This is a genomic window from Methylomonas rivi (genome assembly GCF_024505165.1).
Lineage (GTDB): Bacteria > Pseudomonadota > Gammaproteobacteria > Methylococcales > Methylomonadaceae > Methylomonas > Methylomonas rivi.
In genome coordinates, this window is record NZ_JANIBK010000066.1 from 1 (window position 1) to 19102 (window position 19102).

General features: G+C 56.1%; 18 protein-coding genes. 5 read left to right on the forward strand and 13 right to left on the reverse strand.

The features are described from left to right. Positions 1 to 30 precede the first annotated feature (30 nt). The 5 genes from gspF to NP596_RS12640 all read left to right on the forward strand — a co-directional run bounded on the left by gspF (position 31) and on the right by NP596_RS12640 (position 5929). A complete protein-coding gene (gene gspF / locus NP596_RS12620; protein WP_256615719.1) occupies positions 31 to 1242 on the forward strand; it encodes a type II secretion system inner membrane protein GspF in 1212 nt (403 codons plus the stop codon). Between the two features lie 122 nt (positions 1243 to 1364). Beyond that, positions 1365 to 2993 (forward strand): alkaline phosphatase family protein, encoded by a 1629-nt coding sequence (locus NP596_RS12625; RefSeq protein WP_256615720.1) that lies wholly within the window; start codon positions 1365 to 1367, stop codon positions 2991 to 2993. Between the two features lie 194 nt (positions 2994 to 3187). Then, positions 3188 to 3928 carry a hypothetical protein gene (locus NP596_RS12630; RefSeq protein WP_256615721.1) on the forward strand — a complete coding sequence of 247 codons (741 nt, stop codon included), beginning with the start codon at positions 3188 to 3190 and terminating at the stop codon, positions 3926 to 3928. A 168-nt stretch (positions 3929 to 4096) separates the two neighbouring features. Continuing rightward, positions 4097 to 5119, forward strand: a complete 1023-nt coding sequence (locus NP596_RS12635; RefSeq protein ID WP_256615722.1) for a metallophosphoesterase — start codon at positions 4097 to 4099, stop codon at positions 5117 to 5119. Positions 5120 to 5239: 120 nt separating this feature from the next. Continuing rightward, positions 5240 to 5929 carry a VPLPA-CTERM sorting domain-containing protein gene (locus tag NP596_RS12640; protein ID WP_256615723.1) on the forward strand — a complete coding sequence of 230 codons (690 nt, stop codon included), beginning with the start codon at positions 5240 to 5242 and terminating at the stop codon, positions 5927 to 5929. A gap of 383 nt (positions 5930 to 6312) precedes the next feature. Here NP596_RS12640 and truD read toward each other — a convergent pair whose 3' ends face one another. The 13 genes from truD to NP596_RS12705 form a co-directional block, all read right to left on the reverse strand. Then, positions 6313 to 7338: a tRNA pseudouridine(13) synthase TruD gene (gene truD, locus NP596_RS12645; RefSeq protein ID WP_256615724.1), complete on the reverse strand. Its 1026-nt coding sequence runs from the start codon at positions 7336 to 7338 to the stop codon at positions 6313 to 6315. Between the two features lie 2 nt (positions 7339 to 7340). Then, complete coding sequence (ispF, locus tag NP596_RS12650) at positions 7341 to 7814, reverse strand: 2-C-methyl-D-erythritol 2,4-cyclodiphosphate synthase (RefSeq protein ID WP_256615725.1); 474 nt, start codon at positions 7812 to 7814, stop codon at positions 7341 to 7343. Further along, positions 7811 to 8518: a 2-C-methyl-D-erythritol 4-phosphate cytidylyltransferase gene (gene ispD, locus NP596_RS12655; RefSeq protein WP_256615726.1), complete on the reverse strand. Its 708-nt coding sequence runs from the start codon at positions 8516 to 8518 to the stop codon at positions 7811 to 7813. Before ispD ends, ispF begins: the two co-directional genes overlap by 4 nt. A 48-nt stretch (positions 8519 to 8566) precedes the next feature. Beyond that, entirely contained in the window at positions 8567 to 8959 is a 393-nt protein-coding gene (locus NP596_RS12660; protein ID WP_256615727.1) for a hypothetical protein, read from the reverse strand. A gap of 18 nt (positions 8960 to 8977) precedes the next feature. Then, on the reverse strand, positions 8978 to 9247 hold the full coding sequence (locus tag NP596_RS12665) for a septum formation initiator family protein (RefSeq protein WP_256615736.1): 270 nt from the start codon (positions 9245 to 9247) through the stop codon (positions 8978 to 8980). 131 nt (positions 9248 to 9378) lie between these two features. Continuing rightward, the gene (eno, locus tag NP596_RS12670) at positions 9379 to 10662 is read right to left on the reverse strand and encodes a phosphopyruvate hydratase (protein ID WP_256615728.1); all 1284 of its coding nucleotides are present in this window, start codon (positions 10660 to 10662) and stop codon (positions 9379 to 9381) included. A gap of 30 nt (positions 10663 to 10692) precedes the next feature. Continuing rightward, the gene (gene kdsA, locus NP596_RS12675) at positions 10693 to 11526 is read right to left on the reverse strand and encodes a 3-deoxy-8-phosphooctulonate synthase (protein ID WP_256615729.1); all 834 of its coding nucleotides are present in this window, start codon (positions 11524 to 11526) and stop codon (positions 10693 to 10695) included. Beyond that, entirely contained in the window at positions 11523 to 13157 is a 1635-nt protein-coding gene (gene pyrG / locus NP596_RS12680; protein ID WP_256615730.1) for a CTP synthase, read from the reverse strand. Before pyrG ends, kdsA begins: the two co-directional genes overlap by 4 nt. 144 nt (positions 13158 to 13301) lie before the next feature. Beyond that, the gene (locus NP596_RS12685; protein WP_256615731.1) at positions 13302 to 14768 is read right to left on the reverse strand and encodes a diguanylate cyclase domain-containing protein; all 1467 of its coding nucleotides are present in this window, start codon (positions 14766 to 14768) and stop codon (positions 13302 to 13304) included. Continuing rightward, complete coding sequence (locus tag NP596_RS12690; RefSeq protein ID WP_256615732.1) at positions 14765 to 14962, reverse strand: hypothetical protein; 198 nt, start codon at positions 14960 to 14962, stop codon at positions 14765 to 14767. Before NP596_RS12690 ends, NP596_RS12685 begins: the two co-directional genes overlap by 4 nt. Positions 14963 to 14964: 2 nt before the next feature. Continuing rightward, positions 14965 to 15147: a hypothetical protein gene (locus NP596_RS12695; protein ID WP_256615733.1), complete on the reverse strand. Its 183-nt coding sequence runs from the start codon at positions 15145 to 15147 to the stop codon at positions 14965 to 14967. Between the two features lie 33 nt (positions 15148 to 15180). After that, positions 15181 to 16509 carry a tRNA lysidine(34) synthetase TilS gene (tilS, locus tag NP596_RS12700; RefSeq protein ID WP_256615734.1) on the reverse strand — a complete coding sequence of 443 codons (1329 nt, stop codon included), beginning with the start codon at positions 16507 to 16509 and terminating at the stop codon, positions 15181 to 15183. A gap of 95 nt (positions 16510 to 16604) precedes the next feature. Further along, on the reverse strand, positions 16605 to 19102 hold a 2498-nt coding region (locus NP596_RS12705), incomplete at its 5' end, for a putative bifunctional diguanylate cyclase/phosphodiesterase (RefSeq protein ID WP_256615735.1).

A 19102-nucleotide genomic window follows, 5' to 3' on the forward strand; every position in this document is an offset into this window, starting at 1 on the left:
AGTCCCGCCGGTTATCCTGGGAGGTAAAGCATGCCCGCCTTTGAGTACCAAGCAATCGACAAGCAGGGACGCTCTCTCAAAGGCACCCTGGAAAGCGATACCGCCAAAACCGCCCGCCAGCAACTCAAGGCCCAGGGCTTGACCTTGCTGGAGGTCAAGGAAGTGCAAAAAAAAGAAGCCGGCGGCGGCTCGGTACTCTGGCAACAACGCATAGGCATGCGAGCCTTGGCGCATATCACCCGGCAGCTGGCGGCCTTGCTGAAATCCGGTCTGGCCATCGACGAAGCCCTGGCCATCGTGGCCCGGCAACTGGAGTCGGCCAAGGCGCGGCGGATTTTGCTGGCGGTCAGAAGCCGGGTATTGGAAGGCCAGAGTCTGGCCCAGGCCTGCCAGTGGTTTCCCAGCACCTTTCCGCCCTTGTACCGGGCCACCATCGAGGCCGGCGAATCCTCCGGCAAGCTGGATCAGGTACTGGAAAAACTGGCGGATTATTTAAGCGACAAGGGCCAGTTGCACCGTAAATTGCAAATGGCGATGATTTATCCGCTGCTGCTGACCGGGGTGTCGCTGCTGGTGGTGATCGGTTTGCTGACTTACGTGGTGCCGGAAATCACCGGGGTGTTCGACAAAATGGGCCAGGAACTGCCCGGCATTACCCAGGGTTTGATCGCCTGCAGCACGTTTTTCCAACGCTACGGCTTGCTGCTGGTGGTGCTGGCCGCGCTGGCCGGTTTGGCGGCCAAGCTGGTATTACGGCGGGATAAACCGCGCATGTTGTTTCACCGCTGGCTGCTGAGCATGCCGATGGTGTCCAGGTTTTCCCGCGGCATCAACAACGCCCGCTTCACCCGCACGCTGGCGATTTTGACCAACAGTGGCGTGGAATTACTGGTGGCGCTGAGAATTTCCAGCCAGGTATTGGCCAACGATGCCATGCGCAAAGCCGTGGAAACCGCCGCACTGCGAGTGCGTGAGGGGCAGAGCCTGAACAAGGCCCTGGAAACCAGCCGACTGTTTCCGCCGGTGACCATACATCTGGTCGCCAGCGGCGAGGCCAGCGGCCAGTTGCCGCGCATGCTGGAAAGCGCCGCCGACGACCAGGAACGCGACATGCAGGACCTGACCGAATTGACCATGGGCTTGTTCGAGCCGGCGCTGATTTTAACCATGGGCTTGCTGGTGCTGACCATCGTCTTGGCGATTTTGCTGCCGATTTTCGAGATGAACCAGTTGATCCGGTAACCCGGGTTAAGCCTTGGCCGGTCGACCTTTGCAAGCCGAGAAAGCATGGCGGCTTGTCATTAAAATTTCACATTCCGGCGCTATTTTAGAGCTTCATTATTTTGCTCTCAGGGGGGCCGTAAATGAAACACCAGCAACCGCATAAATTGACAGCCTTGGCCATGGCCGTCGGCGCACTCAGCTTTACCGTGTCGGTCGGCGCCTTGGCGGAAGACCACCATTACCATCAAGGCCATCGCCATTCCGGCCGCCACCAACCCGTGGTGGCGGCACAGGTGCCGACTTCCGGCGCGGAATGGTTCCAGGCCGGCGAAACCGCCGTATTGGTGAACAAAAAAGATGTAGATGCCTTGCGCAAAGCCAAAAATGTGATTCTGTTCGTCGGCGACGGCATGGGCGTATCCACCGTGACCGCGGCGCGGATTCTGGAAGGCCAAATGGACGGCCGCGACGGCGAGTTCAACCGTCTAAGTTTCGAAAAATTCAACAATCTGGCGCTTTCGGTTACCGCCAGCGCCAATCAGCAAACCTCGGATTCGGCGCCGACCGCCACCGCCATGGTGGCCGGGATCAAAACCAACGACGGCGCCATTTCGGTCGAGCAAAGCATCAACCGTACCGAGCCTAGCGCGGAAGTCACCGCCGCCAAAAGCGTCAAAACCATTCTGGAACGCGCCGAGGATCGCGGCATGTCCACCGGCGTCGTCACCACCGCCCGCTTTACCCACGCCACCCCGGCCGTGAACTACGCGCACATCTCCAATCGCGATTGGGAAGCCGACAGCAATCTGCCGGCCGGCGCTACCGTCAAGGACATCGCCCGCCAGTTGCTGGAATTTCCTTACGGCGACGGCCTGGAAGTCGCGTTGGGCGGCGGCCGTAGCTACTTCATGCCTAACGACATGAACGACCCGGAATATCCTACTCAAAAAGGCCGCCGCGCCGACGGCCGCGACCTGACCCTGGAATGGACCTCGCAATACAACAATTCCGAGTATGTCTGGAATCAGGCGGGCTTCGACGCCGTCGACCCGAAACACACCGACCATTTGCTGGGTTTGTTCGAGCGTTCGCACATGCGCTACGAAGCCGATCGTCCGGCGGATGCGGCCGGCGAGCCTTCCTTGGCCGAGATGACCGAAAAAGCCATCAAAATTCTGCAAAAGAACCGTAAAGGTTTTTACCTGATGGTGGAAGCCGGCCGTATCGACCACGCCCACCACGCCGGTAATGCCTACCGGGCCTTGACCGATACCGTTGCGATGTCCGACGCAGTGAAAGCAGCCAAGGCATTGACCAACGATAAAGACACTCTGATTCTGGTCACCGCCGATCATAGCCATGTGTTCACCATCGCCGGTTATCCGTCGCGCGGCAACCCGATTCTGGGTAAAACAGCCGTGGGCGGCGTCAACGCCAAGGATTCGCTGGGCCTGCCTTACACCACACTGTCCTATGCCAATGGTCCTGGCTGGACGGGTGGCATGCAGCGCAAGGAATTCAACCCAGCCGATGAAGGCACGGTTGCCGTTAATTATGACGGCGGCAAATTGCGCCCGGATTTGACCAATGTCGATACCGGTAACCCCAATTACATGCAGGAAGCCACCGTGCCCATGGGCTCCGAAACCCACGCCGGCGAAGATGTGGCTATCTATGCGGACGGCCCCGGCGCTTATCTGGTGCGCGGTACCCTGGAACAAAACGTGATCTATCACGTGATGGCCGACGCGCTGGGTATGCGCAAGTAAAGGTTTGCGGTTCCATGCCGGAACCGAAATAGAGCTGAACCGGGGACGCATGCGTCCCCGGTTTGTTGTCGTAGGCCGGAATAAGCGCAGCGTTTCCGGCAAAAACGCCTCAACCCGCCGGAAACGCTGCGCTTACTTGTGCCCATTGGGTATTCCGGCCTACTTCTGAATGTATGTTATCCATGCCCAATCGAATGAACCGCATCTTAATTACACTGGCTGCCCTGGCTGTGTGCATGACCTTAACCGCTTGCGGCACGCCCGCGCAACGCCGGGCCGATGTGAAAATCATCGATCCGGTCTCTGTCAGCTTGCCGGCCGTGGCGGCGGAATTCGTCACCAGTCGTGATGGCGACGAACATGAAACATCCACCGAGGAACATCATGCCGAAGCGGAAACGGTCGAATGGCGGCTGTGGCGCGGCAAACAGCAAATCGTCACGGAACGGCCGCAACTAGGAATAGGCGAATTGTGGCAATTGGATGGACAAGCCCTGATTCATCGCAAGCTTTATCATGCCGACCGGCGCGCCATCGAATTTCAGCAGGATGATTTGAAAATGCTGCAGGCAGAACCATCCTGGCAAAAATTGTCGCTGATGCTGGATCCCAAACTGCTGGAGCAACTGACTGCCGGCGGCATCGAATGGAGCGACGGCTACCCGCTACGGGAATATCAAGGCAACGTGGACGGCACTGAATGGCATATCGTGATGCGCATGGATCTGGCTTTGCCGAGTCTGATCGAGCGCCGGCATGGCGACTTTTCCGAACGCACCGAACTGGTAACAGCCTACCCCCTCGGTCAATCGCCCTGGCAGCCTACGTCGGCGGACAGTTACGAGATCATCGACTATGCCGACCTGGGCGACAAGGAAACCGATCCCTTTGTGATTAAAGTGCAGGCCCAAATGGGCCATCAGCATTCGCATTAAATAAGGTTCGAGCGGTTCACCCTGAATGGAATGCCGATGAGACGCGCTCACCCGTTGCGTGTCCCAAAACCGTAACCGATTCTTCATTCTCCTGTCATTTGCCGGCGGCACACTGAGGCTGTTTAGCCGGCCCACGCGGCCGTTTCTTTTAATCGACAGGACAGGAATATGAAAAAGAACGCTCTGGAAATCTTGGGAACCGTTGCTTTGTGCGGCGCCTTTTTTGCGCAGCCCGCTCCGGCCGATGACGGGCATCGTCACGCCAAGGGCTATGGCAAATTCGAATTCGCCTTGATCGGCGACGTGCCTTACAACGAAGCCGACTACTGGAAGCTCGATAACGTGATTGCCGAAATCAATGCCGACAAACAACTGAAATGGGTAATGCATGCCGGCGACATAAAAAACGGCTCGAGCTTATGTTCCGATGAACTGTTCCTGGACCGGTTGCAACGTTTTTCCGCCTTTAAAAAGCCATTTATTCTGACCCCCGGCGACAACGAATGGACCGATTGCCATCGCGCCAATAACGGCGCTTACCTGCCTTTGGAGCGTCTGGATAAGTTACGCGAACTGTTTTACCCGGTGCCCGGCCGAACCCTGGGCCAAAAAACCCTGCGAATCGAGACGCAGGCACATGATCCCGCGCATGCCGAGTTCGTCGAAAACACCCGCTGGATGGAACAGCATGTGATGTTCGCCGCAGTGCATATCGTCGGCAGCAACAACGGTCTGGCGCCTTTTGCCACCCGCACGGCGGATGACGATGCCGAGGTGGATCGCCGTATTGCCGCCGCCCAAGCCTGGATCGCGGAAACCTTCGCCAAAGCCAAGGCGGAAAACGCTCGCGGGGTATTGTTGATGTTCCAGGCCAACCTCGGTTTTGAATTGGCGAAAGGCAGTAGCGGCCGCAAGGGCTTCGAAGAAATTATCGCCGATCTGGAACGGGAAACCGTCGAATTCAAAAAGCCGGTGGCGCTGGTACATGGCGACTCCCATTACTACCGCGTCGATAAACCCATGTTGGGCACTATCAGCAAGCGCCGCATCGAAAACGCCACCCGGGTGGAAACCTTCGGCGCCGACGATGTGCATTGGCTGCGGGTAGCCGTCGACCCCAATTCCGATGAAGTATTCAGCGTGCATCAGGAAATCGTCGACGCCAACCTGGAACAGCATCCGCAGCCTTGATAGTCTGTTGTTAGACCTTACACTGGGAGATAAAGCAAGGTAAGGCTTCCGCTTTACCTTGTTTCCATCTGCCAACATTAACAAAGGCTGGAGCATAAACTGGTGCCACGGATTCATTTTATGAAATTATCATCAAAGACGTTTTGCTACATCGGGGTTTTTCTATTTTCAATACGGTATGCGTCGGCAACTACCATCGATTTCGAGGATTCGTCTGTCGGTAATATAACCGAGCGGTATTTGAATTTGGGCGTTAGCTTGCATTCGATCGCAAATTCCTATCCGTTGCTTGGGCCTTTTCCTGCCGGGAATACACTGCCCGAAATAATCGGCGATGTTATCAAAGCGGGTCTTGGAATAACGGAGCTCGGCACGGTTGCTGTCGCCGATCGGCAGATAATTACCTCTCCGCTCAGTGAAATAAAAGTGGGCGATAACGGCATCTTGATAAGCTTTAGCTTCGACGTTAGTAGCGTTGAGTTGCAAGGCGTGGACACCGGGCACAATCCGCCGCCGCTAAAATCAGAAGACGAATCCGTCACCTTGACCGCATACGACGTTGCCGGTAACAAATTAGGCTTCGTATACAGCGACCTAAACCTGCCGGGACCATACGATATAACGCCGGCCTCCATTGCTTTTCCTAATATTCGGCATGTGGCATTTAACTACACTGGCGACGGTTATGGATTTTATGCAATGGATAATCTGGTATTCACGGCCGCCGTGCCTTTGCCGAATGCGTTTTTTCTGATGTTGTCGGGCTTAGGCGTTTTGGGTGCAATACGGCGGAAAGCGCCAGACAAATAACCGATGGTTGAGTTGGTGGATTGCCATAAACGGTTTTTTCCAGAACAGGACGGTTTTTTGTAAACCCGTCCTCCCCGTTTTAATACTATAAAAACATCAAGTCTGAAAGGCCGGGTCGGGCGAAAACCCTAACCCGGCATCCAACTTACTTCTTACGGCGGGAAACGCCGAAAAATCCCAGCTGGCGTAGCCTGGATGAAATGCAATGGAATCCGGGTGGCTTTGACCTGCAATCCCCGGATTCCGCTTCGCTGCATCCAGGCTACGGCAAGGCCGTAAGGCGCAACCGTATTGTGCCTGTTGGCTTTTAATCATTCGGCACATTACGCTATCGCTAATACGCCCTACGCAGGCTGTATCTCCTGTTCGATAAATGAGCGCACCTAAGCCGGCGTCTGAACCAGCTCGCGCAATAAAGCGGTGGCATAACTGCCGGCGGGCAAGTTGAAATCCAGTAGCAAGCTGTCGTCCGTCCATTGCCAGCTCAGGTTTTCCGGGATTACGCGCAGGGCGCGGCGGTCCAGTTCTAGGCCGGCTTTCGATAAACCTTCCGCCAATGCCGGTTGGCCGGCAATGACGGTATTTTCCAATAAAGCCACTTCGCCGCCGGCGGGGTTAAGGCCTTTGCCCCACAGCGCGGCGGTTGCGGAAATATCGCCGCTAGCCATGCGCTGTTGCAGGGTCTGATCCGGCGTTTCCGCCACAAACTGGCTATTGCTGCCTTGTAATTTACACACATCGCCGGCTAACACGCGTAGCCAGATTTGCTGCTTGACCCGCTCCGCCAGCATCAGATTAAACAAATACGAACGCGCGGCGGACAGGTAAAGCGAGCGTTGCTCGGGTTTGACCCGGACGCCGGCGAACATCGCCAAGGCTTTGTCGATATTGCGGCCCTGGTGGCCGAAACGCTGCTCGCCGAAATAATTCGGAAAGCCCAGGGTTTGGATTTGCCGCAGTTGTTGCTCGGTTATGTCGCGGTCGCCTTGCCGGTTGCGGATGCGCAAACTGAAGCGGTTGCCGGACAGTACGCCGCGCTTGAGCTTGCGCGGATGGCGTATGCTTTGCAGAATTTTCAGATTGCCGGTTTCCAACGGCGACCAGTCGGGGTCGGCCTGGCCGGGCAGCCAGACGCTGAACCATTGCCGGGTGCGGCCGTGGCGGTCTTTCAGGCCGGCATAACCGATGTCGCGCTGCCGGACGCCGGCATGTCTCGCCAACAGTCGGGCCACGTATTCGGTGTTTTCGCCGATTTTTTCGATATACAGGAATACATGTTCACCGCTGCCTTCCGGTTCGAAAGACAGACTTTCCTCGACGACGAAATCTTCGGGTTCGGCTTTGATGTTGCCGGATCCGGATGGGCCGCCGTAGGCGTAAGGCCATTCCGGCAAAGTCGATTCCGGCACGCTTATTTCTCGATCAGCACCGCCGCCTGCACGGCTATGCCTTCCTTCCTGCCCTCGAAACCCAGCTTTTCGGTGGTGGTGGCTTTGACGTTGATGAAGTCGATATCGACTTGCAGGTCGGCGGCGATGTTGGCGCGCATGGCGTCGATGTACGGCAGCATTTTCGGCGCCTGGGCGATGATGGTGACGTCGGCGTTGACCAATTTGTAGCCTTTTTCCTGCACGATTTTATAGACATGGCGCAGCAATACCCGGCTGTCGGCGCCCTTGAAATTGGGGTCGGTATCCGGAAAATGTTTGCCGATGTCGCCCAGCGCCGCCGCGCCGAGGATGGCGTCGGCCAGGGCATGCAACACCACGTCGCCGTCGGAATGGGCTTCCAGGCCTTTTTCGTAGGGGATGGTGACGCCGCCCAAAATGATGCGGTCGCCGTCGTTGAAACGGTGTACGTCGTATCCTTGTCCTACGCGTATCATGCTTGTTGCTCCATATAAAATTGCGCCAGGGCCAGATCTTCCGGGCGGGTGATTTTGATGTTGTCCGGGCGGCCTTCGACGATTTTCGGCTGAAAGCCCAGCAATTCCAGCGCGCTGGCTTCGTCGGTGATGGCCGGGTTGCCTTCGGTTTGCTGCAGGGCGTCGCGCAGCATGCCGTATTTGAACATCTGCGGCGTCAGCGCTCGCCAGATGTGTTTGCGGTCGACGGTAGCGGTGATGCTGTTGCCGTCCACGTGTTTCAGGGTGTCATGCGAAGACAACGCCAGAATCCCGCCCACTGCGTCGTCTTTTAAAGTATCGATTTGCCGATGAATGTCTTCGGCTGTCAAACAGGGGCGGGCGGCATCGTGCACGAGTACCCAGTCGTTTTCATCGGCCTTGCCTTGCAGGGCTTTCAACGCGGACAGCACCGAGTCCGCGCGTTCCTTGCCGCCGGGGGCGGTAATCACGTTAGGATGTTTTGATATGTCCAGTTCCGGCCAGTAAGGGTCTTCAAGCGAAATCGCCACGGCCACGGCCTGAAAGGCGCCGGATTGCAATAAGCGGGTCAGGGTGTGTTCGATGACGGTTTTGCCGGCCAGCGGCAGATATTGTTTGGGGCGGTCGGCCTGCATGCGTGTGCCGACGCCGGCCGCGGGCACCACGGCCCAGCATTGAGTTGATTTTCTTCTTAACTCATTCATTAGAAGTACGAACTTTAGATTTTATTGTTATCTATGTTGCATGCACTTTTAGCATGCCATAAATCTCGATTCGGCAGAGATATTCGATATTGTCCCGTCAGCAGAAACATTTGCCAAAATATGAAGAGTTGTTGATACACAAATAGTTGCAGTAAGGCCTATCGAGCAATCAACTGATCCAGTTGTACGGTTTTCACAGTGGCCGTCTAGCTTTTCAACAAATGATCGAACGTTTTTAAAATCGGAACCAATTGGGAAATGGGTAGTTATTGCGGATAAGAGTATTTTGTCGCGTAGAGCGTCATCTTTTGTATCAAAAAGAATTGCTTCGGCTACGTTACTTTTGTGGTCGAAACTAATCATAAATATTCCAGCTACTGCAGCCAACATCAGACAGGCTGGGATCACCAATAATAACCTAAGCTTGTTAAATTTCTTCAAACGAAATATCTCAAATGGCTATTCAAGCACTTGAAAAAAGGTTTCGTTTTCCTTGATCATGCCCAGATCGTAACGGGCGCGTTCTTCTATGGTTTCCAAACCGCGGCGCAAATCCAGCACCTCGGCATACAGCGCATCGTTGCGGTCCTTTTTCTCCTGCGCTTCCTTGTTCAACTCATCCAGCTGCTGCCGGTAGGTGTTGATTTGCGAAACGCTGGCGTCGCCCAGCCACAACCGGTACTGGAAGTGGATAATCAGGGCGATGATGAGGATGATGATGTGTTTAATGACGGCTTCTCAAATGGGTAGGTTGGGTTAGTCCAGAGCGGTAGCGAAGGACGTAACCCAACATAGCAGTCGACGTGTTGGGTTACGGCTAGCGCCTTTTATGCCCTTAGGGTAAACCCAACCTACGCTTTTTATTTCAGCATTTTGAACGCGCTACGACCGGCGTATTTGGCTTTGTCGCCCAGCTCGTCTTCGATTTTCATCAGACGGTTGTATTTGGCGACGCGGTCGGAACGGCTCAAGGAACCGGTTTTGATTTGGCCGGTACCGGTAGCGACGACCAAATCGGCAATGGTGGTGTCTTCGGTTTCGCCGGAACGGTGTGAAACCACCGCGCTGTAACCCGCCGCGCCCGCCATATCGATAGCGGCCAAGGTTTCGGTCAGGGTGCCGATTTGGTTGACCTTGATCAGAATCGAGTTGGCGATGCCTTTATCGATGCCTTCTTTCAGGATGGCAGGGTTGGTCACGAACAAGTCGTCGCCGACCAATTGGATTTTGCCGCCCAGTTTTTCGGTTTGCAGTTTCCAGCCGTCCCAGTCGTTTTCGTCCAGGCCGTCTTCGATGGAGATGATCGGGTATTTATCCACCCAAGCCGCCAGGAAGTCGATCATTTCCGCGGAGTCGAAGCTGCGGCCTTCGGCGGCCAAGACGTATTTGCCGTCTTTGAAATACTCGGAAGCGGCCGCGTCCATGCCCAGGTAAATGTCTTCGCCCGCTTTATAGCCGGCTTTCTCGATGGCTTCCAGGATGACTTCGATGGCTTCCTCGTTGGAAGACAAGTTAGGCGCGAAACCACCTTCGTCGCCGACAGTCGTCGCCAGACCGCGGCTTTTCAATACTTTGGCCAGGTTATGGAACACTTCCGCGCCGTAGCGGATGGCTTCGCGGAAAGTCGGTGCGCCTACAGGCAGAATCATGAACTCTTGCAGGTCGACGCTATTGTCCGCGTGCGAACCGCCGTTGATGATGTTCATCATCGGCACCGGCATGATGAATTCGCCGGATTTGTTCAGGAATTTATACAGCGGTACGCCGGCTTCCTGCGCTGCGGCGCGGGCGGCGGCCATGGAAACGCCCAATATGGCGTTAGCGCCCAAACGGCTTTTGCTGGCGGTGCCGTCCAGGTCTATCATTTTTTGGTCTAGCGCGGCTTGGTTGTCGGCATCCATACCGATCACGGCATCGCGAATCTCGGTGTTGACGAAGTTAACCGCGTTCAACACGCCTTTACCCAAGTAGCGGGATTTGTCGCCGTCGCGCAATTCGATGGCTTCGCGTTCGCCGGTGGAGGCGCCGGATGGCACCATGGCGCTGCCGACGATGCCGGAGGACAAATACACTTCCGCTTCAACGGTAGGGTTGCCGCGCGAATCCAAAACTTCTCTTGCTTTTACATCTACTATTCTTGCCATTAGCTTGCCTTTGGTTTGATTTTCAAGTGTTTATAAAGTGGTTTCAATAAAGCTGCTGGATTTAACAGCCCGGTCTATGGTGACTAACATTTCCAGTAATTCTTTCATGCGGTGCAAGGGCCAGGAGTTGGGGCCGTCGCTGAGTGCTTCGTCCGGTTTCGGGTGCGATTCCATGAACAAGCCGGCAATGCCGACCGCTACGGCGGCACGGGCCAGTACCGGCACGTGTTCGCGCTGGCCGCCGGAACAATTGCCTTGTCCGCCCGGCAATTGCACGGAGTGGGTGGCATCGAATACTACGGGACAACCGGTATCGCGCATCACCGCCAAAGAACGCATGTCGGACACCAGATTATTATAGCCAAACGAGACGCCGCGCTCGCAAACCATGATCTGCTCATTGCCGGTGGCCTTGGCTTTGGCGACGACATTGCCCATATCCCAGGGCGCCATGAACTGACCCTTTTTGATATTGACCGGAATGCCATGGGACGCCACGCTTTGGATGAAATTGGTTTGCCGGCATAGAAAAGCCGGGGTCTGCATCACATCCACCACGCTGGCGACTTCCGCCAACGGCGTATCTTCGTGCACGTCGGTCAGTACCGGCACGCCGATTTGTTGTTTGACCTTTTCCAGAATCTTTAAACCGGTTTCCAGCCCCAGGCCGCGAAAGCTGCTCATCGACGAGCGGTTGGCTTTGTCGAACGAGGATTTGTAGATAAAGGGAATGTTCAGCTGGTCGGCGATTTCCTTTAAAGTGCCGGCGGTGTCCAGCGACATTTGTTCGCTTTCGATCACGCAAGTGCCGGCGATCAGGAAAAACGGCTGGTCCAGTCCTGCTTCAAAATGACATAGTTTCATGAATTACCTTGTTTTTTGTGTTTGGCGGCGGCTTCGACGAAACCGGAGAACAGCGCATGGCCGTTACGCGGCGTCGAGGTAAATTCCGGGTGGAATTGGCAAGCCAGAAACCAGGGGTGATCCGGCAGTTCCACGATTTCCACCAGGCGGCCGTCCAGCGATTTGCCGGAAAAGCGCATGCCGGCGGCTTCCAGTTGCTTTAGATATTGGTTGTTGAATTCGTAGCGGTGGCGATGGCGTTCGGTGATGACATCTTTTTGATACAGTTCGAAGGCCAGCGAATCGGATTTCAAGCGGCATTTTTGCGCGCCCAGGCGCATGGTGCCGCCCAAGTCGGAGTCTTCGTCGCGCGTCACCACTTCGCCGGCTTCGTCCATCCATTCGGTGATCAAGCCGATCACCGGATGCGGGCTTTTCGGTAAAAATTCGGTGCTGTGCGCGCCTTCCAGGCCGACGACGTTACGGGCGAACTCGATCACCGCCGACTGCATGCCTAAACAAATCCCCAGATAAGGAATTTTGTTTTCGCGGGCGAAGCGCACGGTGGAGATTTTACCTTCCACGCCACGCTCGCCGAAACCGCCCGGTACCAGAATTGCGTCGACATCCTTCAATTGCGACGTGCCTTCGGCTTCGATGGTTTCGGAATCGATGTAGGTGATCTGCACCTTATGCCGGGTGTGGATGCCGGCATGAATCAAGGCTTCGTTCAACGATTTGTAAGCATCGGTGTGGTCGACGTATTTGCCGACGATGGCGATATTGACTTCGTCGGTCGGATGGGTCAGGCCGTCCACCACTTTTTCCCAGGAAGTCAGGTCCGCCGGCGGCACGTCCAGGCGCAATTGCGCCACCACGATGTCGTCCAGCCCTTGTTCGCGCAGCAGCAGCGGAATCCGGTAAATCGTGTCGGCGTCGATGGCGGAAATGACGGCTTTTTCGTTGACGTTGGTGAACAGGGCAATCTTTTTGCGTTCGCTGGCCGGAATCGGCTGTTCGGAGCGGCAAATCAAAATGTCCGGCTGAATGCCGATGGTGCGCAATTCCTTGACCGAATGCTGGGTGGGCTTGGTTTTCAGTTCGCCGGCCGATTTGATGTAGGGCACCAGGGTCAAATGGATGAACAAGGCCCGGTCGTGGCCCAGCTCCACGCCCATCTGGCGGATGGATTCCAGGAAGGGCAGCGACTCGATGTCGCCGACGGTGCCGCCGACTTCGATCAGCGCCACGTCCTTGCCTTCGGCGCTGGCAAACACCCGGCGCTTGATTTCGTCGGTGATGTGCGGAATCACCTGCACGGTGGCGCCCAGATATTCGCCCTTGCGTTCGTTGCGCAACACCTGTTCGTAAACCTGGCCGGTGGTGAAGTTGTTTTTCTTGGCCATGGTGGTTTTTAAAAACCGTTCGTAATGGCCCAAGTCCAGGTCGGTTTCGGCGCCGTCTTCGGTGACGAACACTTCGCCGTGCTGAAACGGGCTCATGGTGCCGGGGTCGACGTTGATGTAAGGGTCCAGCTTGGTGATGGTGACTTTGAGGCCGCGGTCTTCGAGAATCGCCGCCAAGGAGGAAGCGGCGATGCCTTTTCCCAAGGATGACACCACGCCGCCGGTGATAAAGATGAATTTTGTCATGAATGTTATGCGCCCTGTTTAGCGAATAGCAAGGGGTCGGAAAAGTCGCCGATTTTAGCAGTTTTGCGATGGGAATGCCTTTTTAATTGCGGCTTGACGGGAGCGGGCCGGCCGCGAGCGCCCGGAAAACCCCGAGGAAGATTTTTAGTGCAATTCGGAAGCGAAGGCAAAACGGTTTTTGCCTTGTTGCTTGGCCAGATACATCGCCTCGTCGGCGGCTTTAATCAGCAATGCCGCTTCCGAACGATCGCTGGGGTAAAGGGCTATGCCGATACTGGTGCCGATGCCGGTTGTATGGGGATTCTCCAGCAAGGCCCGGCGGATGCAGTCGATGATGTTGTTAGCGGTTTGCCTGGCCGCCGCCCGGTCTTGCAAGCCGGTCAGGATGAACACAAACTCGTCGCCGCCATAACGGGCGACGGTGTCGATCTCGCGGCAACACTGCTGGAAAAGCCGGCCGACGTGTTGCAACAAGATGTCGCCGGCCGCGTGGCCGAGGTTATCGTTGACGGACTTGAAGCCGTCCAGGTCGGCGAACATCACTACCAGAAATTTGGACTCGCGCTTGCCGCGCAGCAGCTCCTGCTGCAAGCGCTCCATCAGCAAAATCCGGTTGGGCAGGCCGGTGAGCGCATCGTAAAAGGCCATTTGCCTCAGCTCATTTTCTTTTTGCTCCTGTTCGCTGACATCCGCGATGGTGCATAAAGCGATTTGCTGATTCATTTCGAACAGAGTTTGGGTATTGATTTTGGCGACGAAGCGGCTGTTGTCGCGTTTGATGCCCAAGGTCCGTCCCCGTTCGGGGACAATCAGCCGGTTTAACGGCATGCCGATTAACGTGGAGGTTTCGTAACCGAACAATTGCCCGGCCGTCTTGTTGGCCGAACGAATCACCCGGTTGCCGTCATACAGAAGCACGCCCGTTTCTATCGAATCGATGATGTTTCGCAGGGCTTGCAAATTATTCTGCGATTGCCCGATTTGTTTCAACAAGCGTTTGCAAACCAGGGCGAAGTTCAGCAACGCTAGTATCAACAGGCTGGCTTGCAAGGTTCTGAGGAAAAAAACCTCCCGGGTCGCATGTTGTTCCAGCGCGGTGGTGAGGTCGTTCATCAGGTCCATGAGTTTGAGGTTATGGGCCTGAACTGCCCGCAGGGCCGGTTTGAAGCTACCATCCTCGCCGCCGGAAACGAGGGCGGACGATAAGGCTTGCCGGACGGTGAGCCATAGTTGCGCGGCGGCGGCGATGATCGGGGCCGCGTTTGGGGCTTGGGCCGGCGGTAGAAGCAACGGTTTGCCGTCGCCGCCCAGGGTCATGCCGCCATGGATAAAGCCGGCGAGGGTTTGGTCGAACAACTCGACGGTGTGGAAAAACTCCGCGAATGCGGTTTTTTTGTCGCTAGCGTTTTCGGCCATTTGCAGCATCAGCAAGGATTTGGCCATGCGTTGCGTCAACATGCGCTGCCTTCCCGCGAGATTGATCGCTACCGCGCTTTTTTCCAGTTGGTCGGAAATCCAGAAATTAAGTGCCAGGGCGATGCTATCGAAGACGATAAAAAATATCACCGGAACGAGAATGGCCGGCAGTCCGATGACGCTTTTATCGCTCATAAATCCTGTTCGATGCCCGGTTTCAAATTGGGCCAACGGCTGAAGGCGAAAATCCAAATCATGATGATATTCACCACGGGAACCAGCAAAACCAGGGTCCAGCGGCCGTCGAAACCGGCTTTTTGCAAAATCCGGTAACCCAGCCACAGGCAAAACAGGATATAAGCCGGTAATAAAATAAAAAACAGGGCCATGGTTAATCCTCCCGCTTGTTGTTGGGCCAGCGCTGGAAACACAGCTGCATAAATACCGCCAGCAGGCCCGCAATAGGTACGAATACCAGTGCCGCCCATAGCGGATTAAGGCCGGCTTTTTTGTAGATCAGGATTGTCGGTATCACAATCATCATGCCGATGATTGCGGAATGAATTAATTCCATCGTTCGCCTCCCAATATTGCCTGATTGCAATCATCACACGCTTTGCGGCGGTTGCCAAGCGATCCGATAGCAGCCGGCGTCAATTTGCGTCCAGGCCCACTCGTCTACCCATAAACCCGCTACGCCGGCCAGTCTGCCATTCAGATAAATCAACGGCCGGCTGGATCTTTCCCAGGGCGGGATGCCGGCTTCCTGAAACAGTTTTTTTAAATCGTGGCGGCCTGCCCGGTTGGGCAGCTTGAGTTTTTCCCCGCCGCTACGGGGCTTTAATGTAATGCGGCTATTATGCCAAAGCGCTTGGCCGATACCCGAGCCGGCGGCCGTTAAGGACAAAACGCTACCGTCGGGCAGGCGGATGCTGTTGGTATTGGCGGGCCAGTTCAGCGGTTCCGGCAGCGGGTTAAAGGATTGCTCGGTCAGGCAATACAGCGTTTGCCGGTATTTCTTGAGGACGCGGCCTTGGATGGCCAAGCGAGGGCTGGCGTTGGCGCCGGTGTGCAGAAATTGTTGCCTGACGGTTTCCAGCAAAGCCTGGCTGGGCGGTTTTAAGCCCAGCGAGCCGAACCATTGCCGTAACAGCCCGTTGATTGCCGCGTCCTCCAGGGACTGCAGCCCGTCCAGGTTCAGGCCGTTGCCGGCGGGATTCAGCAGCCGGCCGAGGCGCGGTTCGCTCCAGGCGTTTAAAAGGGCCGCGGCTTCCCCGCAATGCCGGGCGCTGCGCGCTACGGTTTTGTCCAGTGACGGCCAGCGCCGCTTTAACAGCGGCACCACTTCATTGCGCAGAAAATTGCGGTCGAAATCGCTGTTTTGATTGCTGGGGTCTTCTATCCAATTCAACCCGTGGACGCGGGCGTATTCCCGGATGGCCGATTTGGCGGTGTGCAGCAGCGGTCTTGCCAGGGTGCCGTCCCCGAAGGGCGCTGCAAGCGGCATGGCGGCCAAACCCTGGATGCCGGCGCCGCGAAACAGTTGTAGCAGCACGGTTTCCATCTGGTCTTCCCTGTGCTGGGCAAATAGCAGCAAATCGTCCGGCTGGATTAATTCCATTAAGGCACTGTAGCGGGCCTGTCGGGCGGCGGCTTCCGGACTTTCGCCGTTGGCGGCTCGGGCGTCGACATGGATGCGCAAAAACCCGGTTCCCAAGATAGCGGCCTGCCGGCGGCAGTGTTCCGCCCAACTGTCCGCCTGCGCTTGCAAGCCATGATGGATGTGGACGGCGGTAAGGCGCGGTTGCAAATCGGCTTGGCCGGCGCACAGATGCAGCAGCACATGCGAATCGATGCCGCCGCTGTAGCCGATGTAAATCCGCCCGCCGGCGGCCGGGATCAAGGGAGCTATGGCTGAATAAGCGAGTGCGGACATATTGGGTAACTTAAAGGGTTGGGTTGGCAAATTATGCTGAAAGCGCGGGGATAGTCATGCGCTGTTCCCGGATCGCGAACGCCATGGCCGAACGCTTAAGCTTGAGCCTTGCCGTTTGCCGGGAAACGGCTTAACAACAATTCGAACTGGTCATGCGGCAAGGGTTTGCCGAACAGATAGCCCTGGTAGTTGGTGCAGCCTTTTCTTAGCAGGATTTGCCGCTGGTCTTCCGTTTCCACCCCTTCGGCGATAATGTTCAGCTCCAAGCTTTGCGCCATTGCAATAATGGTGCGTACGATGGCTCTGTCGTTGGCGTCGGCGGCAATGTCGCGCACAAACGAGCGGTCTATCTTCAACTGCGTCAGCGGCAAGCGCTTGAGGTATTGCAGGCAGGAATAGCCGGTGCCGAAGTCGTCCAGCGATATGCCGATACCGGCGTCTTTCAATGCATTCATGGTGGACACCGTGTGTTCGATACTTTCAAGCAGTATGCTTTCGGTCAGTTCCAGTTTCAGCAGGGCGGGGTCGACGGCATGGCGGCGTATGGCGGACTGGACCATGGAAACGAAAGCGGGCTGATGAAATTGCTTGGGGCTGACGTTGATGGAAATCGCCAGATTGCGGGTCAGCGTATTCGGTTGCCATGCCTTGAGTTGGGCGCATGCCGTTTCCAGCACCCACTGCCCAATCGGCAGGATCAGGCCGGTCTCTTCCGCCATTGGGATGAAATGGGCGGGCTCGATCAAGCCTTTTTCCGGGTGCCGCCAACGGATCAGAGCTTCCGCTCCCAAGGCATGGCCCAAATGATGGGTCTGGATTTGGTAATACAAATGGAATTGTTGTTGCTCTATCGCTTGCCGCAACGACTTTTCCAGCGCAACCCGCTGGTTCAGGCTGGTTTGCATGATGGGGTCGAAGAAACGCAAGGTATTACGGCCGGCTTTTTTGGCTTGATACAAGGCGATGTCGGCCTGTTTCAGAATCGCATCCGCGGTTTGCTGTTTATTCTGCCGGTCGAATAAGGTGATGCCTATGCTGGAGGTGTTGCGGTATTCATGTTTATCCAGCATGTAAACCCGGTTGAAGGCCGAGAGGATTTTGTTGGCCACCAGTTCGGTTTGCGCCACGGCTTCCAGACTCTGCTCGCTCAGGTCTTCCAGCATCACCACGAATTCGTCGCCGCCCAGGCGAGCCACGGTATCGCCTTCTCGCACGCAGGCCTTCAGGCGTTCCGCCACTTCCCGCAGCAGTAAGTCGCCTATGTCGTGCCCGAGCGTATCGTTGATCTGCTTGAAATTGTCCAGGTCGATAAATAAAAGCGCGCCTTCCCGCCCGCTGCGCGCGGAGGAAATTAAGGCTTGCTGCAGTCTGTCCAGTAACAGCCGGCGATTGGCTAGATGGGTTAAAGGGTCGTAGTATGCGAGTTGCTCGATCTTATCCGCGGCGGCCTTGGTCAGGGTAATGTCGGTCAGCGTGGCAACGTAATTGGTAATATTGCCGCCGGCATCCTTTACCGCGGTGATGGTCAGTTTTTCCGGGTAGACTTCGCCGTTTTTCCGCCGGTTCCAAATTTCGCCCGCCCACGAACCGGTGTCATGCAGATTTGCCCACATTGCTTGGTAGAAGTCGGCGTCATGTTTGCCCGAGTTTAGTAATCTCGGGTTTTTGCCGATTACTTCCGCGGCGGCAAAGCCGGTTATGCGGCTGAAGGCATGGTTTACCCTGAGAATGTCGCCGCCGGCATCGGTGACCAATATGCCTTCCTGGGACTCGAAGGCAATGGCGGCGATGCGCAGCTCCGCTTCGGCTTGTTTGCGTGCCGAAATATCGCGCGAAGAATTGAACAGCACTTGCCGGTCCTGCATCCGCAGCGGAAATCCGCTGACCTCGACATCGAAGATGCCGCCGTCCTTGCGCCGGTGGCGGGTTTCGAACTGGCTGCGCACCGGGGCCTCGAATTGGCGTCTGAAAACGCGCATTAGTTCCGCCGGATCGCTAAATCCGGCGTCCCATTCGGATACGTGCATACCCAAGACTTCATCGCGCCGGTAGCCTAGCATCGCGCAAAAGGAATCGCTGGCCTCGATGATATTGCCGTTTAAATCGAGGATATGGATGCCGTCGCTGGCATTATGCAACAAGGCCAGGTTTTTTTCGCTTTCGCGTTGCAGATGTTGGGTTTGCTCATGAACTTGGCGCTGCACGATAGACGTGCGCCCGGTTATCGTCAGCAACAAGGCCTGTAACAAACTGGCCATAACCAAGCCGCCGGCCAACACCATCCAGGCCAGTAACGAACGGTTGGCAACCAAATAGTCCGGCGTGGGATAAACGGATAGATGCCAAAGCCGGCCGTTAAACGGAATGTCGTCTTCCCAGGAAAAAAAACTTAAATCGGCTTGAACGGGATTGCCTGAGCGGTATAAAAGCCCCTTCTCATCGCCGGCTTCCCGGTCTTGCAGCATAAAAGCAAGTGCCTTGGATAATCCGGCTTTGAACTGGTACGCCAGCATTTCCTCCACGCGGAATACCCCGACGGCAAATCCATGGGGCTTTTCCAGGCCGGAAGCGGCGTGGCCGCCGGCTTGCTTGA